12 protein-coding genes and 1 riboswitch are annotated in these 17071 nt (G+C 72.4%); of the genes, 10 read left to right on the top strand and 2 right to left on the bottom strand.

Features of this window, described 5'->3' with window-relative positions; all coding sequences use genetic code 11:
• Positions 1–756: a hypothetical protein gene (locus JK359_RS09000; protein WP_201833716.1), complete on the bottom strand. Its 756-nt coding sequence runs from the start codon at positions 754–756 to the stop codon at positions 1–3.
• 297 nt (positions 757–1053) lie between these two features.
• Complete coding sequence (locus JK359_RS09005) at positions 1054–1743, bottom strand: Rv1352/Rv1906c domain-containing protein (RefSeq protein WP_201833718.1); 690 nt, start codon at positions 1741–1743, stop codon at positions 1054–1056.
• A 190-nt stretch (positions 1744–1933) separates the two neighbouring features.
• Between JK359_RS09005 and JK359_RS09010 the strand changes: the two genes are divergently transcribed.
• The 10 genes from JK359_RS09010 to eno all read left to right on the top strand — a co-directional run bounded on the left by JK359_RS09010 (position 1934) and on the right by eno (position 16963).
• Positions 1934–4306 carry an N-6 DNA methylase gene (locus JK359_RS09010; protein ID WP_201833720.1) on the top strand — a complete coding sequence of 791 codons (2373 nt, stop codon included), beginning with the start codon at positions 1934–1936 and terminating at the stop codon, positions 4304–4306.
• Between the two features lie 409 nt (positions 4307–4715).
• Positions 4716–5330 carry a hypothetical protein gene (locus JK359_RS09015; RefSeq protein ID WP_307788019.1) on the top strand — a complete coding sequence of 205 codons (615 nt, stop codon included), beginning with the start codon at positions 4716–4718 and terminating at the stop codon, positions 5328–5330.
• 38 nt (positions 5331–5368) lie between these two features.
• Positions 5369–6862: a serine/threonine-protein kinase gene (locus JK359_RS09020; RefSeq protein WP_269138981.1), complete on the top strand. Its 1494-nt coding sequence runs from the start codon at positions 5369–5371 to the stop codon at positions 6860–6862.
• Between the two features lie 339 nt (positions 6863–7201).
• Positions 7202–7852, top strand: a complete 651-nt coding sequence (locus tag JK359_RS09025; protein ID WP_201833726.1) for a SurA N-terminal domain-containing protein — start codon at positions 7202–7204, stop codon at positions 7850–7852.
• Between the two features lie 159 nt (positions 7853–8011).
• Complete coding sequence (locus tag JK359_RS09030; protein WP_201833728.1) at positions 8012–9019, top strand: nucleoside triphosphate pyrophosphohydrolase; 1008 nt, start codon at positions 8012–8014, stop codon at positions 9017–9019.
• 42 nt (positions 9020–9061) lie between these two features.
• A complete protein-coding gene (locus tag JK359_RS09035) occupies positions 9062–11773 on the top strand; it encodes a tetratricopeptide repeat protein (protein WP_201833730.1) in 2712 nt (903 codons plus the stop codon).
• The gene (locus tag JK359_RS09040) at positions 11770–13050 is read left to right on the top strand and encodes a cytochrome P450 family protein (protein ID WP_201833732.1); all 1281 of its coding nucleotides are present in this window, start codon (positions 11770–11772) and stop codon (positions 13048–13050) included. The genes JK359_RS09035 and JK359_RS09040 overlap by 4 nt, the downstream gene beginning before the upstream one ends.
• 167 nt (positions 13051–13217) lie before the next feature.
• Positions 13218–14288 (top strand): LysM peptidoglycan-binding domain-containing protein, encoded by a 1071-nt coding sequence (locus JK359_RS09045; protein WP_201833734.1) that lies wholly within the window; start codon positions 13218–13220, stop codon positions 14286–14288.
• A 183-nt stretch (positions 14289–14471) separates the two neighbouring features.
• Positions 14472–14647, top strand: a riboswitch (cyclic di-AMP (ydaO/yuaA leader).
• A gap of 4 nt (positions 14648–14651) precedes the next feature.
• Complete coding sequence (locus JK359_RS09050) at positions 14652–15347, top strand: LysM peptidoglycan-binding domain-containing protein (RefSeq protein WP_201833736.1); 696 nt, start codon at positions 14652–14654, stop codon at positions 15345–15347.
• A 308-nt stretch (positions 15348–15655) separates the two neighbouring features.
• Entirely contained in the window at positions 15656–16963 is a 1308-nt protein-coding gene (gene eno, locus JK359_RS09055; protein ID WP_201833738.1) for a phosphopyruvate hydratase, read from the top strand.
• The last annotated feature ends 108 nt before the right edge of the window (positions 16964–17071 follow it).

A 17071-nucleotide genomic window follows, 5' to 3' on the forward strand; every position in this document is an offset into this window, starting at 1 on the left:
TCAGCCGCCGAGCGAGTCCAGGTCGAGGATCTGCCCCGCGGGCTTCTTCGCGGGGACCGGCCGGCCGTAGTCGCTGAACGCCAGGTTCTCCGGGTCCTTGCCGGTGGACGGCTTCTCGATGCGCAGCAGGTACGGCTTGCCCTCGGTGGCCACGTACGCCTTGTAGTGCTCCTTGCCGTCCTTCTCGTTCAGGGTGATCGCCGGCGTGCCGTCGACCTGCGTGGTCTTGCCGCGGCTGGTGCCCGCCGTGTCGCCACCCATGTCGCCGAGCAGCGAGTCCAGGTCGCAGAAGTTCGCGAGATCCTTGGCGTCCTCACCCTTGGCGGACATCTTGGTCCACTTGCCGGCCAGCATCGCCACGACCGCGTCGGCGTCCGCCTTGGACTCGCCCTTGCTCTGGGCGCGCAGGAACTCCTCGTCGTACTTCATGTAGACGACGTCGCCGGTCTTGATCAGGTCGGCCTTGCCCTGGCCGTCCATGCTCATCGTGCCGGCGCACTCGCCCTTGCGGTTCAGCGCCATGTCCAGCTCGATGATGCCCTTGCTGTCTTCGTCGGAGATCCGGCCCTTCAGGCGCACGGAGTCGGCACCCGTGGTGGCCTTCATCGCCCGTTCGGCGATCTGGTCGCCGCTCAGCCCGGCGAACGGGCCCTTCGGCTTGCTGTCCGCCTTGTCGTCCCCGGGGAGGCAGCCGGTGGCGAGTCCCGCGGTGGCCGCGGCGGCGAGGCAGAGGGCGACAAGTGAGGTGCGTCGCATGACAGTTCCTTGCTGAGTGAGGTGTGGTGAGCGGGGAGACGGGAGGTCTCCACGGGGTGGTGGTGCGCCGGGGGGGTGCACCGGGAGTGGGGGGTGGAGCTGAAGCGATGAATCGGTGGAGCGGATGGAGCGGATGGAGCGGGTGGAACCGGTGAAGCGGGTTGAGCGGACAGACGGTGGAGCGGACAGACGGTGAAGCGGGTGGAACCGGTGAAGCGGGTGGAGCGGGTGGAGCGGGGTGCGCCGGCGCGCGGCCGGCGCGGGGCCGGGGCCTCGCGCCGGGGACGACCGGGCGGATCAGGCTTTCTTCCAGTCGCCGCAGCCGGTCGTCTTGAAGTATGCGTCCGATGAACTGATGGTCACGACGGCGGTACCGCTTACGTTGTTGTTCGCGATGATCGAGTTCAGCCCGTGCTCGGCGTCCTTCGTACGCTCCCAGTAGCAGTTGTCGTCGGCGTTCCCGGTCGACTTGTAGGTGCCCGGCGCGATCTCCGAGCCCACCTTGAACATGCCGCCGTCGCCGGCCATCGAGGAGGCGGGCGTGCCCTTCGCCTTCGGGTCCACGGCCTCCCAGTCCTTGCATCCGCTGGACTTGAACACCTTGTCGGTGGGCTTGACGGTCACGTAACTCGTGCCGGTGACGTTGTCGTTGGCCAGCAGGGAGTCCATCTCGCCGGAAGCGTCCTTGGCGCGCTCCCAGTAGCACATGTCGTCGGTGTTGCCGCTCGTGCGGTACGTTCCCGGCTTCACGTCGGACCCGACCTGGTACTCGCCGTCGCCCGCGACGGCGGCCTTCTTCGTCTCGGCCGCCCGCGTGCCCCCCGAGTCCTTCTTGCCGCCGGACCTGCGGTCGGCCGACGCCGAGGAGCCCTTGCCGGAGCTTCTCGAGCCGCTGTCGTTGCCGTCGTTGCCGGCGTTGGCGGAGACGGCTCCGATGACGACGATCCCCACGACGGCACCGAGCGCGACCTTGGTTTTCATGCCCATGACAGAAAGCCCTCCCCGAATGCGGCGGCCTCCCCCTCCGGTGGCCGCTCGTTCGCTGGGTCAATAAGACCAGAGCCTGTGAACCGAGTCAACACGGTTCACAGAATCGTTCCTGTACACGGCGTGAAGTCCTAGCTCTTGTGTACGCCGGTATGCTCGGTGCACACACGGGACGAGGGGAGCGGGGCCGGTGCAGGACAACGCGACAGAGGTGACCGCGGCCGGTATCGCGCGGCTCGCCGGAGTGGGCCGGGCTGCCGTCAGTAACTGGCGCCGCCGGCACGCCGACTTCCCCAAGCCGGTGGGCGGCACCGAGACCAGCCCCTCCTTCGCGCTCGCAGAGGTCGAGGCCTGGCTGCGCAAGCAGGGAAAGCTCGCCGAAGTGCCGTTGCGCGAACGCGTCTGGCAGCAGCTCGCCGGCCATCCCGACGGCCCCCTGACGGCCCTGGTGCACACCGGCTGCGTGCTGCTACTGATCCACGAGCGCCCCACCGTCTGGCTCGACGCGAGCGCCGGCTCCGACGCCCGGCTGGCCGCGATGCTGCCGGAGGCGCTGGAGCAGGTACTGGCACCGCGCTTCGGCGGTGTGAACATTGCGGTCAGCGCTGAGGTTGTGAACACCCCTCTTGCGCAGCGGAGTGTGAACGCGCCACCGACATCGGCCGCTGTGAACGGCCCATCCTCGCCAGCTGTTGTGAACGGCCCGTCCTCATCGGCTGCTGTGAACGCCCCATCCTCGCCGGAGACTGTGAACGTCCCACCCTCGTCGGCTGCTGTGAACTCCTCGCCAGATGTTCACACCGCGTCCGCCGCGCACACCGCGCACACCGCGCACACCGCGCACACCGCGTCCGCCGCGCACACCGCGTCCGCCGCGCACACCGCGCCGGCCTCCCACACCTCCCGCACCGCCCACGCCACGCACACCGCCGCAACCCCCGTCCTCCGCACTCCCACTGGCCCCCAGCTCCTCCCGTCCGTCCCCCTCCTGCGTGGTGCCGCCGAGCTGGCCGCCGAGGCAGGGGCGCGGCAGACCTTCGAGTTCCTGCTCGGCCGGCACCTGGACGCCAACCCGCGCCAGTACACGCTCACCCCGGCCGAACTCGCCGTACTCATGGCCGACCTCGCCGGCCCCGCCCGCACGGTCCTGGACCCGGCCTGTGGCACCGGCGCCCTGCTGCGCGCCGTGGACACCCGCCCCGACCAGGAGCTGTACGCACAGGACAGCGCCCCGGACCTGGCCGCGCTCAGCGCGTTGCGGCTCGCCCTGCACAGCCGGGCCACCGTGCGCGGTGCCGCGGGTGACACCCTGCGCGCCGACGCCCACCCGGGACTGCGGGCGGACGCGGTCCTGTGCCACCCGCCGTTCAACGAGCGCAACTGGGGCCACGACGAACTCGCCTACGACGCCCGCTGGGAGTACGGCTTCCCGGCACGCACCGAGTCGGAGCTGGCCTGGGTGCAGCACGCGCTGGCCCGGCTGACCGACGGCGGCACCGCCGTACTGCTCATGCCGCCGGCGGCCGCCTCCCGTCGTTCCGGGCGCCGGATCCGCGCCGATCTGCTGCGCCGGGGCGCGCTCAGGGCGGTGGTCGCGCTGCCGGTCGGCGCCGCACCGCCGTACAACATCCCGCTGCACCTGTGGGTGCTGCGCCGGCCGGACCGTACGCCGGCGGCACCGGAGGTGCTGCTCGTGGACACGGGAAGGTTCGCCACCGAGGGGCGCGGCGGGCCGGACTGGGCGGCCGTACGGGAGGCCGTACTGGACGCCTGGCGTGCCTTCGGGCGGGCCGGGCGGCTGGACGAGCGGCCGGGGCTCGCCCGTTCCGTGCCGGTCATCGAACTCCTCGACGACGACGTGGACCTGGCTCCCGCCCGCCACCTGCCGCCGCCGGCGGCGGCAGACGGTGCGGAGCAGCTGACGGCGGTGCGCGAGCACCTCGGCGCGACCCTGCGCCTGACCGCCGATCTGGCCCCGCCGCCCGCCGGCCCGGCGGCGCCCGCACGCTGGCCGCTCACCACCGTCGGCGAACTCGCGCGCGGGGGCGCGCTGGTGATGCGCACCGGCGGAAACGGCGGCCACGCGCGTGTGCCCGTGCTCACCGACCACGACGTGCTCGCCGGAACGGCACCCTCGGGCACGCTCCCGGAGAGCGACGAGGAAGCCGTGCTGACCGAGCCGGGTGACGTCGTCGTGCCGGTGCTCGGCGGGGGCTCGGTGGCACGGGTGATCGACGAGGCGACCGCGGGCGCGGCCCTGGGGCGCAACCTCGTGCTGCTGCGCCCCGACCGCACGGCGCTCGACCCCTGGTTCCTCGCCGGCTTCCTGCGCGGTACCGCCAACAACCGGCAGGCCAGCAGCTACGCCTCCACCGCGACCCGGCTGGACGTGCGCCGGCTGCAGTTGCCCCGGCTGCCGCTGGACGACCAGCGGCGCTACGGCGCACGCTTCCGCGCACTCGACGAGTTCGAGCGGGCGCTGCGCCACGCGAGCTGGCTCGGCGAGCAGCTCGTGCGCGGGATGTACGACGGTCTCACCGACGGCACGGTGGCCCCCGACTGATCCGCACCCCGCCCGCACCCCGCCCGCACCCAGCGCCCACCCCGCCCCGCGCCGCCCGGCACCGCAGCCCGCTGTCCTGGCGGCCCGCTGTCCCGCCGACCTCCTGACCGCCGACTTCCTGACCGTCGACTTCCTGACCGTCGACTTCCTGACCGTCGACTTCCTGAGCCGCCGTCCCGCCGATCAGCCGTCCCCCGATCAACCGGCCCGCGGACCCGTGCGCTGATGTGCGCCGGTCACCGGACAACGGTTCGGTACAACCCGGACCGGTTGTCCCTGCCGGGCCATATGCTCGAAGCGACAATCGCACGACCGGCGTTGTTTGCCCCCGCGGAGGACGCCGGTCGCGCAGGCACGCCCACTTCAGGCAACAGGAGCAGCCATGCAAGGCCACGGCTACGGTCAGCCGGTGAAGCAGCCGCCGCACACCGGGTGGCTGGTTTTCCTGCGTGTGCTGTTCGTGGTGCTCGCGATCTTCACCATCGGCCTCCTGACCTCGGCGATGATGCTGCGGCTGGCGGCCGTCACCCGGCGCTCGCTGGACTGGGGGCTGTTCGTGGCGGTGCTGGCCGCCGACATCCTCAGCATCACCCTGCTGGCGGTCGAGGGCGGCGACGAGGTGCACACCCCCGGCGGCTACACGGGCATGGTGCTGCTGCTCGTCACGCTCGTGGCGGCGATCGCGTACTACCTCACGGCGGACATACGTCACTTCATGCTGCGGCAGCAGGCGTACGAGGCGCAGCAGCAGGCGTACGCGGTGCACCGGCACGCGACGGCGTACGGCTACCCGGCGCCCGCGACCCCGTACACCGCGACGACCGTGCCGACCCTGCCGACGCCGGCCGGCCCTGTCGGCCCGCACACCCCGCCCCCGATGCCGCACACGCCCGTGCCCCAGCCCCCGCTGACCGCCCCGCCGCCCCAGCGCCCGGCGCCCGCCCGGATCGACCAGGTGCGGGCCGAGCTGGACGAGCTGAGCGACTACCTGCGCAAGCAGGACGGCCATGAGGGCGGACGGTGACCGTGGCGGCAGGACGTGTCGTCGCCGACCGTTACGAACTGTCCACGCTCATCGGGCAGGGCGGCATGGGCCAGGTCTGGACGGCGTACGACCAGCGGCTGGACCGGCGCGTGGCGGTGAAGCTGCTGCGCCCGGACAAGGTGGCGGGCCAGGAGGCGGACGAACTGCGCCGCCGGTTCGTGCGCGAGTGCCGGGTGACCGCGCAGGTGGACCACCCGGGCCTGGTCACGGTGCACGACGCGGGCAGCGAGGGCGAGGAACTGTTCCTCGTCATGCAGTACGTCGACGGCGCCGACCTCTCCGACCACCTGGCCGAGCACGACCCGTACCCGTGGCAGTGGACGGTGGCGGTGGCCGCGCAGCTGTGCGCCGTGCTGAGCGCCGTGCACGCCGTGCCGATCGTGCACCGCGACCTGAAGCCGCGCAACGTGATGGTGAAGCAGGACGGCACGGTCACCGTCCTCGACCTGGGCGTGGCCTCGGTCATGGACACCGACACCACCCGCCTCACCCACACCGGCTCGCCGATAGGCTCGCCCGCCTACATGGCGCCCGAGCAGGCGATGGGCGGCGCGGTCGGCCCGTACACGGACCTGTACGCGCTGGGCGTGCTGATGCACGAACTGCTCAGCGGCGAGGTGCCGTTCGCCGGCTCCACGGCCCTCGGGGTGCTGCACCGGCACCTGTACGAGCCCCCGCTGCCGGTGCGCCGGATCCGCCCCGAGGTCCCGGAGGCGCTGGAGACCCTGGTGCTGCGGCTGCTCGCCAAGGACCCGCAGCACCGGCCGGCGTCCGCGCAGGAGGTGTACGAGGAACTGGCGCTGCTGCTGCCCGCGCGCGGGACGCCCAGCGGGGCGCCGCTGGATCCCACACGGCCCTTCCTGCGTCCGCACGCCCCCTGGCCGGACCGCGCGCGGACCCCCGCGCCTCAGCCGGCGCCCGTCGCGCCGGCGCCGCCGGTGGCCGGGAAGCCGGACGTGGCCGCCGCGGTGGACGAGGTCAAACGGCTGCTGGGCGAGGGCCGGATCACGCAGGCCGTCGACATCCTCGGCGCGATCCTGCCGGCCGCCGCCGAACAGCACGGCGAGCACTCCCCGGTCGTCCGCACGCTGCGCAAGCAGTACGCGGCCACCCTCATGGACGACGGCCAGTACCGGCGTGCCCTGCCCGAACTGCGCCGGCTCGCCGACGAACGCGCCACCGAGGCCGGCCAGGCCGACCCACAGTCCCTGCGCTACCGCTACGAGGCCGCGCAGTGCCTGGAACAGCTGGGCGAACCGGCCGCGGCGCTCGCCGAGTACCGCGCGCTGCTGCCGTACTACGAGAACCAGTACGTCTCGGGGGACCCGCAGCTCGCCCACGAGGTGCGCCGGCGCATCGGCCATCTGCTGCTCGCCCTCGGCGACCGGCCGGCCGCCCACGACATGCTCGCGCGGCTGGTCATGGACGTGGAGCGGCTGCACGGCCCCGGCCATCCGCTGGCCGTGGAGGTCCGGCGGACCCTGCAGTGGCTGGGACAGGTGCGCGGCTAGATCCCGCCGCTGAGCGGTGGGCTGATCCCGCCGCTCAGTCCTGGGCTGATCGCGCCGCTCAGTCCTGGGCTGATCGCGCCGCTCAGTCCTGGGCTGATCGCGCCGCTCAGTCCTGGGCTGATCGCGCCGCTCAGTCGTGGGCTGATCGCACCGTTCGGTCGTGGGCTGATCGCGCTGTTCGGCCGTGGGCTGGTCCCGGTGGCCCCCGCCGGGGTGGCGACGGTGCCCGAAGGACGCGCGAATCGTTGGTCGAATGGGTTGGCCACAGCCTGCCCACTGCCTACCATCGATCACCGCAAGACCTTGTGCACCGTCGCACAATCTCCCTTGGAGGTCTCCTTGCACCGCCGCCGTCGCACCGCGCTCGTCCTCACCGCCGCGATCGCCGCCGCGGCACCCCTGCTGACCGCCTGCGGAAACGATGCGCACCCGGGCGCCGCGGCCGTCGTCGGCGGGCAGCGGATCACCGTCACCCAGCTGGAGGACAGGGTCAACGAGGTCCGCCGGGCGCAGCGGGCCGCGGTGCCGGACGAGACCCAGTACCAGCAGGTGGTCTCCTCCACCAGCAGCCTCACCCGCGACACCCTGCACAACATGGTCCTGGACCGGGTGCTGCACCGCGCCGCACGGGACCAGGGCATTTCGGTCACCCGCAACGAGATCCAGCAGATGCGCGAGGGCCTGGAGCAGCAGGCCGGCGGCAGCAAGGGCCTGCAGACGGCCTGGCTGCAGAAGTACGGCATCGCGCCGGCCCACCTGGACGACAACCTCCGGCTGCAGCTGGAGGCACAGAAGCTCGCCGAGAAGCTGGGCACCGACACCAGCCAGCCCGCCTTCTGGAAGGCCCTGTCCAAGGCCTCGGAGGAACTCCACGTCGACCTCAACCCGCGCTACGGAGCCTGGGACGTGCAGAAGAGCAGCCGGGTGGACGCCGGCACACCGTGGGTGCGGGAAGTCACGGCGGCGGGCGGACAGCCGGCGACGGCGTAGCGCGGCCGAGGGCGCGGGCCGAGAGACGGGGCGCGGGCCGACGGTGCGTGGCGGTGGCGGAACGGTACGGCAACGACCTATCGGTCATACGATCACACGACCACCTCGTCCTGTGGACAACGGAATCCGCTCTCTCGCGCCGTGGGTTACGTTCGGATCGTGAACGAAACCAGTCCCGAGTCCCGTCCCGGAACCGGCCCCGAGGCCGGTGCCGCGCCCGGCCGCATCGTCCTGCTCACCACCAGCCACCGCGTCGCCCCCGGCCTGCTCTCCTGGCCCGCCTGGCAGGCCCTGCGTGCCGCCGACGCCGTGCTGTGCGCGGACGGCGCGCATCCGCAGCTGCCCTATCTGCGGGAGGCCGGCATAACGGTGGCGGAGGCGTCCCCCACCGCGCAGGACCTGGTCGACGCCTGCGCCGGCGGACGGACGGTGGTGGTCGTCGCCACCGGTGAGGGCGAGCCCGCCCTCACCGACGGCCTGGCCCGGCTGGCCGGCTCCGGCCGGGTGGCCATGCCCGAACTGGAACTGCTGCCCGCCTCCTACGACCTGCCCGGGGCCCGCCTGCTGGACCTGGTGCAGGTCATGGACCGCATCCGCGCCGAGTGCCCGTGGTCCTCCCGGCAGACCCACGAGGGTCTCGCGAAGTACGGCATCGAGGAGGCCTACGAACTGGTCGAGGCGATCGAGGCCGGCGACCGCACGGAACTGCGCGAGGAACTGGGCGACGTCCTCCTCCAGGTCGTGTTCCACTCCCGGATCGCCGAGGAGGACCCGGAGGAGCCGTTCTCCGTCGACGACGTGGCCGGCGGCATCGTCGCCAAGCTCATCCACCGGCACCCGCACGTCTTCGGCGACGAGCGGGCCGAGACCCCGGAGGACGTCAAGGAGCACTGGCTGCGCACCAAGGCTGAGGAGAAGCGGCGCACGTCGGTCACGGAGGGCGTCCCGCTCGGCCAGCCCGGCCTGGCCCTCGCCGCCAAGCTCGCCTCCCGCACCCGCACGGCCGGTCTGGACGTACCCCTGCCGCAGGGCGAGGGCATCGGGTACGAGCTGCTGGCGCTGGCGGCCCGCGCCGAGGCGGACGGCGTCGACCCGGAGGCGGCGCTGCGCGCAGCGGCCCGGGTGTACCGGGACGCGATACGGGCTGCTGAGGGCCTGTCCGCTTAGTACCGTTGCCCCGACGGGCGGGTGCGAGGCGTGGGGGCCGACGTGGCAAGGGAGTTGGAGGAGCTGCGGGAAGCGCTGCTGCGGGCGATCCACAGCTCGCCGACCGCGGCACAGCGGGTGGCGGAGGTGCTGTCGCGGACGGGCATGCCGTACGCGGCGCTGGCTTGGACCAAGTTGAACGGCAACCGCTCCACGAGCGATCACCAGCTCGCTTCCCTGGTGCTGTTACGGGTCGAACACCCGGCGGAGTTCGCCGACCTCGAGCGGGTCGCCGCGACCACGTGGACACCCCGCCGGGCCGACACCAGTCCCGCCCCGACCGGCCACGGCGCCACCGCCTCCGCCGGCACGAGCCCCGGCGACCGAGGCCGGGTCGGCACGGGTCGCGCGGCCGGCGGTCCGGGCTCCGCGAAGGCGGGCGGCCCGGGCGGCACCGAACCGGGCCACCACCCTGCTCGCCCCACGGAACCTCCTGCCGCCGAACCCCGTGCCGGCGAACCGGGTGTCGCCGAAGCGGGTGTCGCCAAAGCCCGTACCACCGAACCTCCTGCCGCCGAAGCAGGTGTCGCCGAACCCCCTGCCGCTGAACCGGGTGTCGCCGAAGCCCTTGCCACCGAACTCCCTGTCGCCGAGGCCCCTGCCGCTGAACCCTCTGCCGCCGAACCCCCTGCCGCTGAACCCCGGGTCGCCGGTGACCATGTCGACCTGCGGGACGGCACCTTCCTCGACCAGGTGGTGGCGGTGCAGCACCTCCACTACGGCAACGTTCCCGCGCCCGCGGACTGGCGGCCGGCCGGTTCCGTACGGCCGCTGGAGTTCGGCGTGCAGCCGACCCGGCCCGTGCCAGGGCTGCCCGACGTGCCGCCGTACGTGCCGCGTGACTGCGACGCCGACCTGAGCGCCAGGCTGGCCCGCACCAGCCTTGTCCTGATCCTGGGCGAACGGCTCGCGGGGACGTCGTACACCGCGTGGCACGCCGTGCACTGCCTGGACGGCCACCGGGTGTACATCCCGGTGCCGGGCGAGGACCTGCGGCCCCTGGCCGCCGCGCTCAGGGGCAACCGGGGCCGGTACGTCGTATGGCTGGACGACCTGACCGGCCACCTCGGTCCGGGCGGGCTCGACCTGCCGCTGCTGGGACGGCTGGCCGACCTCGGTGCCGTCGTGCTGGCCACGATGAGTCCCGCCGAGTACTACCGGCGCCGTACCGGGACCGCTCCGGGCGACCGGGTCGTCGCCGCCGCCCGCACGGTGACGCTGCCGCGGGACTGGAGCAAGGCCGAGCTGGCCCGGCTGTCGGCGTGCGACGACCCACGGGCCTACCCGGCCTACATGTGGAGCGGCACCGAGGGGGTGGCCTCGTACTTCGCGGTCGGACACCTGCTGTTCGACGAGTGGCGCCGGCCGGGGACGCGGCAGGACCATCCGCTCGGGGGGTTGCTGGTGCGGACGGCGGTCGACGTGGCGCGTTCCGGGGTCACGGCGGGGATACCGGACGAACTGTTCGTGAAGGTGCTGGACCAGTACGGGCAAGAGCGCGACGAGGCGCTGCGCACGGAGTCGTACGAGGAGGCGATCACCTGGGCCACCGCGCCCATGTTCGGCGTCTCGGGGCTGCTCGTGGAGGGGGAGGAAAGGGGCACCTGGCGGGCGTACGGCGCGCTGGTCGCCGAGGCGCTGGCGTCGGAGGACCTGGAACCGGTGCCGGACGGGGTGTGGTGGACGCTGCTGGACGCGGCGGAGTCCGCGGCGCTGGACCACGGGGCGATTCTCGGCGCGGCCCGTGCGGCGCTGAGCGCACGCGTCGAGGCGGGGGACACCGAGCTGATGTTCGGTCTCGCACTGCGCACGGAAGGCGAGGAGAGCGAGGCCCTGCTGCGCCGCGCGGCCGACGCGGGGCACGCGGGGGCGACGGCCGCGATGGCCCTGACGTTGTCGAGGAAGGGGAACGAGGAGGAGGCGCTGCCGTACCTGGAGGCGGCTGCGGAACAGGGGTACGCCTGGGCGGCGCGGGAACTCGGCCGTGTGCACCGGGCCCACGCCGAACGCTGGCTGCGCAAGGCCGCGGAGGCGGGGGACGGCGCGGCGGCGCACGAGCTGGGCGACATGCTGGTGGGACCCGGACGGGACGGGGAGGCGTTGCGGTGGTACCGCAAGGCCGCGGCCGCGGGCCACCGCGAGGTCGCGGGCAGCCTCGGCACCCTCCTGGCCAACTGGAACGAGGCGGAGGCGGAGGAGTGGCTGCGTTACGGGACCGCATGGGGTGACCCGCGCGCCACGAACGAGTTCGGCCTCTTCCTGGAGCAGGCGAGGAAAGCCACCGAGGCCGAGACGGAGGCCCTGTACCGGCGGGCGGCGGAGGGTGGCGACACCTCGGCGATGATCAACCTCGGCATCACGCTGGAGCACCTCGGCCGTAACGAGGAGGCGCGTTCCTGGTACCTCAAGGGGCACGAGTGCGCGGCCCCCTACGCGGAGCGGCACCTGGCCCGGCTGCTGCGCAAGCAGGGCGAGGTGGCGGAGGCCGAGGAATGGGAGCGCAAGGCGGCCGTCGCGGACCCGCGCGGCCTCCCCGGAACGCTCCCGCCACCCCCTCCCGTCACGTCCCCTGCGGACACGTCCCCTGCGGACACGTCCCCTGCGGACACGTCCCCTGCGGCCACGCCGCCCCCGGCCGCGGCTGCCCGCCCCGCGCCCGGGACGCCCCCGCCCCACGTCACGCCCCCCACCCCTCCGGATACCGTCGAGGAGTGACCGACCAGCCCCACCCCCCGACGGCCCCGGCCCCCGCTCCCGCACTCTTCACCTGGGAGTTCGCCACCGACCCCTACCCCGCCTACGCCTGGCTGCGCGAGCACGCGCCCGTGCACCGGACACGGTTGCCGAGCGGGGTCGAGGCCTGGCTGGTCACCCGGTACGCCGATGCCCGGCAGGCCCTGGCCGACCAGCGGCTGAGCAAGAACCCGGCGCATCACGACGAGCCCGCGCACGCCAAGGGCAAGACCGGCATCCCGGGCGAACGCAAGGCCGATCTGATGACGCACCTGCTCAACATCGACCCGCCGGACCACACCCGGCTGCGCCGCCTGGTGAGCAAGGCCTTCACACCGCGCCGGGTCGCCGAGTTCGCGCCCCGGGTGCAGGAGCTGACCGACCGGCTCATCGACCGGTTCGCCGAGCGCGGATCCGCCGACCTCATCCACGAGTTCGCGTTCCCGCTGCCCATCTACGCCATCTGCGACCTGCTCGGTGTCCCGCGCGAGGACCAGGACGACTTCCGGGACTGGGCGGGCATGATGATCCGGCACGGCGGAGGCCCCCGCGGCGGGGTCGCCCGGTCGGTGAAGAAGATGCGCGGCTACCTCGCCGAGCTGATCCACAAGAAGCGCGAGGCGCTGCCCGCCGCGCCCGAGCCCGGCGAGGACCTGATCTCGGGCCTGATCCGCGCCTCCGACCACGGCGAGCACCTCACCGAGAACGAGGCCGCCGCAATGGCCTTCATCCTCCTCTTCGCCGGTTTCGAGACGACGGTCAACCTCATCGGCAACGGCATCTACGCCCTGCTGACCCACCCCGAGCAGCGCCGGCGGCTGCAGGAGTCCGTGGCGCGCGGGGAGCGGGACCTCCTGGGGACGGGTGTGGAGGAACTCCTCCGCTACGACGGCCCCGTGGAGCTGGCCACCTGGCGGTTCGCCACCGAGCCGCTCACCATCGGCGGGCAGGACATCGCGCCGGGCGATCCGGTGCTCGTCGTGCTCGCCGCGGCGGACCGGGACCCGGAGCGGTTCGCCGAGCCGGACGTCCTCGACCTCACCCGCCGGGACAACCAGCACCTCGGCTACGGCCACGGCATCCACTACTGCCTCGGCGCGCCGCTCGCCCGGCTGGAGGGCCAGACCGCGCTCGCCACGCTGCTCACCCGCCTGCCCGACCTGAGGCTGGCCGCGGACCCGGCCGAGCTGCGCTGGCGCGGCGGACTCATCATGCGAGGCCTGCGCACCCTGCCCGTGGAGTTCACGCCCACGGCCTGAACACACTTCCGGCAGCGGGACCTGACGGACCTTCATTCTGTGATCTTCACGTGATCTGCGCGGCATGAACTTGTGACAAGTGATCGTCTGCCTATACGTTCACCCATCAGCGTGGCGAAGGGTTTCCTGTGCCGCGCCGGTACTGCTGTCGCTCGAAAGGCTTCTGCATGCTCTCCGGGAACGGTCGACACCGTCGCCCCCGTCAGGCTCCGGCTCTCCTCGTAGCGGCCGGAGTGACCGGCTCGGCCATCGCCATCCCGCTCCTCGGGGCCGCGAGCGCCAACGCGGCGGACGGCACCACTTGGGACAAGGTGGCCGAGTGCGAGAGCGGGGGTTCCTGGAGCGCCGACCCCGGCAACGGCTACTACGGCGGCCTGCAGATCTCGCAGGCGGACTGGGCCGCGTACGGCGGGACCCAGTACGCGGCCAGCGCCGACCAGGCCAGCCGCTCCCAGCAGATCGCCGTCGCCGAGAAGATCCTCGCGGACAAGGGCACCGCCCCCTGGGCCACCTGTGCCCTGCTGTCCGGGCTGACCTCGGACTCGGGCTCGGCGGACGTCGACACGGGTGTCGGCGGGTCCGGGGACACCGATGGCTCGGGCGACACGTCCGGTTCGACCGGGAGTTCCGATGATTCCGGAAACTCCGACAGCTCCGACTCGTCCGGTCTGCCGGATTCGTCGCACTCGGATGACGCCGGCTCCGACGGCAACTCCGGCTCCGGCGCCGGCTCCTCCTCCGGCAAGGACGCCGGGCCGGCCGGGAAGCCGGGCGCGGGCCACGGCGAGCACGACGGCGAGGCGGCCGGCTCCGGCGGGACCGACACTCCCAAGTCCGACAAGTCCGTCTCGCCGGAGCCGGGGAGCACGCAGGGCGCCGACGACTCCGCCACGGTCGCCCCGGAGCCCGGCCGTGAGGACAACCCCCAGCAGGCCGCGGGTTCTTGGAGTCTGGTCGACACCGGCACCCTCGGCGGTGGCGGACGTCACCGCGGGGCGAGTGCGGACGAGAGCGCGGCGAGCGGTCAGGGTGCCGCCTCCGGCCGGCACGCCTCCCGGGAGCCGGGCACCTACACCGTCCGCGACGGCGACTCCCTCGCCTCCATCGCCGACTCCCTTGAGGTCGACGGCGGATGGCGTGCGCTCTACGCCGGCAACAAGAAGGCGATCGGGGCCGACCCGAACCACATCACTGCCGGTCAGACCCTGGAAGTCGGGGACGAAACGGACGTCGACTAGCGGGAGTTGGCGCCCCACTTAACGCCCTAATGTCCGGTTTGGCGAAAGTGTGGGATGAGTCTCAGAAGCCCTGATCGTCTTTGAAATTCCGCCGGCCGCGTGTCTACGGTCGAGGCCGCTCGTCACCACGAGCCCCGGCAGTCGCAACGCCGAATCCTGCCAGCGGTTGCCCGGGAACAGTCGTCGCGTCAAGCGCCGTAGGCAGGAGCGGGGGACCCAAGGTAAGTGCCGGGCCCGGCAGTTGATGCCGGACCTGGCTTGGGGTGGAGCCGCGTCTCGCGCACAGCGGGAGATGCGGCCGGGCAACTCAACCGGCCCGAACCCGACAGCTCACCTCGCAGGCGTCGGTGAGGGGATCGATCCATGCTGTTTACCGGCAAGGGCAAGCACCGCCGTCCGTCCAAGGCCGTCCGCGCCATCACGCTCGCCGGTGTCACCGGCGCCGCCGTCGCCGCCCCGCTGATGGCGGCCGGCAACGCCTCCGCCGCCACCGCCTCCGAGTGGGACGCGGTCGCCCAGTGCGAGTCCGGCGGCAACTGGTCCATCAACACCGGCAACGGCTACTACGGCGGCCTGCAGTTCTCCGCCTCCACCTGGGCCGCGTACGGCGGCACCGCCTACGCCCCGCAGGCCAACCAGGCCGGCAAGGCGCAGCAGATCGCCGTCGCCGAGAAGGTCCTCGCCGCGCAGGGCAAGGGCGCCTGGCCGGTCTGCGGCACGGGCCTGTCCAGCACCCCCTACGGCGGCGCCGCCCCGAGCACCCCCTCGGACTCGGGCAGCACCACCACCCGCTCCACCGACCAGCAGGCCGCCTCCCGCTCCGCCGAGCGCCCGGCCGCGTCCACGAGCAAGAGCACGAGCAAGACCGTCACCACCCCGACCGGCAAGAAGGTCAAGAAGGGCGACGGCGAGTACAAGGTCGTCGCGGGCGACACCCTCAGCACCATCGCCGAGAAGCACAAGGTCGCGGGTGGCTGGCAGAAGCTGTTCGAGCTGAACAAGGACGTCGTCGAGGACGCGAACCTCATCTACCCGGGCCAGCAGCTCCACCTGAAGTGACGTCCGGCCCCGAGCAGGACCACAGCGCCCTCGCATCCCCAGGGGTCGTACCCACGACCTCGTGAGGGCCACCCCCCGTCCCCACGGGCTCCCCGCCCCGGTGCGTGTTCCCCCGTACGCACCGGGGCGGGGTTTTTTCCGTGCGGTCACCACCGGTCTTTGTTTCGGTCGAAAACAAAAGGTACCGTCGGCGTGTCCACGGGACGGTCGGTCGGTGGCCGACGCCCCCGGGACGGTTAGGCTCTAGTCGCAAGGCACAGCCGTAAGGCACACCGCCCCGCACTTCCAGCGTCACATCCAAGAAGGAGATGCTCGTGCCGTCCATCGACGTCGTCGTAGCCCGGGAAATCCTGGACTCCCGAGGCAACCCCACGGTCGAGGTCGAGGTCGGCCTCGACGACGGCAGCACGGGTCGTGCCGCCGTTCCGTCCGGCGCCTCGACCGGCGCCTTCGAGGCCATCGAGCTGCGTGACGGCGACCCGAACCGCTACCAGGGCAAGGGTGTCGAGAAGGCCGTCCTCGCCGTCATCGAGCAGATCGGCCCGGAGCTGGTCGGCTACGACGCCACCGAGCAGCGCCTGATCGACCAGGCCATGTTCGACCTGGACGCCACCGACAACAAGGGCTCCCTCGGCGCCAACGCCATCCTCGGTGTCTCGCTCGCCGTCGCCCACGCCGCCTCCGAGGCCAGCGACCTCCCCCTCTTCCGCTACCTGGGCGGCCCCAACGCGCACCTGCTGCCGGTGCCGATGATGAACATCCTGAACGGCGGCTCGCACGCCGACTCCAACGTGGACATCCAGGAGTTCATGATCGCCCCGATCGGCGCGGAGTCCTTCTCCGAGGCCCTGCGCTGGGGCACCGAGGTCTACCACACGCTGAAGAAGGTCCTGAAGAACAAGGGCCTGTCCACCGGCCTCGGCGACGAGGGCGGCTTCGCCCCGAACCTCGGCTCCAACCGTGAGGCCCTCGACCTCATCCTGGAAGCGATCAAGGAAGCCGGCTACACGCCCGGCGAGCAGATCGCCCTCGCGCTCGACGTCGCCGCCTCCGAGTTCTACAAGGACGGCAAGTACCTCTTCGAGGGCAAGGAGCGCTCCGCCGCCGAGATGACGGAGTACTACGAGGAGCTGGTCGCGGCCTACCCGCTCGTCTCCATCGAGGACCCGCTGTTCGAGGACGACTGGGCCGGCTGGAAGGTCATCACCGACAAGCTCGGCGACAAGGTCCAGCTGGTCGGCGACGACCTGTTCGTCACCAACCCCGAGCGCCTGGCCCGCGGCATCGAGGACGGCGCCGCCAACGCCCTGCTGGTCAAGGTCAACCAGATCGGCTCGCTGACCGAGACCCTGGACGCCGTCGAGCTGGCCCAGCGCAGCGGCTTCAAGTGCATGATGTCCCACCGCTCCGGCGAGACCGAGGACGTCACCATCGCCGACCTGGCCGTCGCCACCAACTGCGGCCAGATCAAGACCGGCGCCCCGGCCCGCTCCGAGCGCGTCGCCAAGTACAACCAGCTGCTGCGCATCGAGGAGATCCTCGACGACGCGGCGGTGTACGCCGGCCGCAGCGCCTTCCCGCGCTTCCGCGGCCACGGCGAGGTCTCCAAGGGCTGAGCCTTCCCGGGCTAAGTCCTAGCCAGTCGTACGTACGTCCCCGTACTCGGTCCCGTACCGTGTCCGGGGACGTACGCACGTTGAAAGGGGAGGCGGAGAGCCAGATGG

Origin of the sequence: Streptomyces actinomycinicus (genome assembly GCF_016741775.1) — a bacterium.
GTDB classification, from domain to species: Bacteria; Actinomycetota; Actinomycetes; order Streptomycetales; family Streptomycetaceae; genus Streptomyces; species Streptomyces actinomycinicus.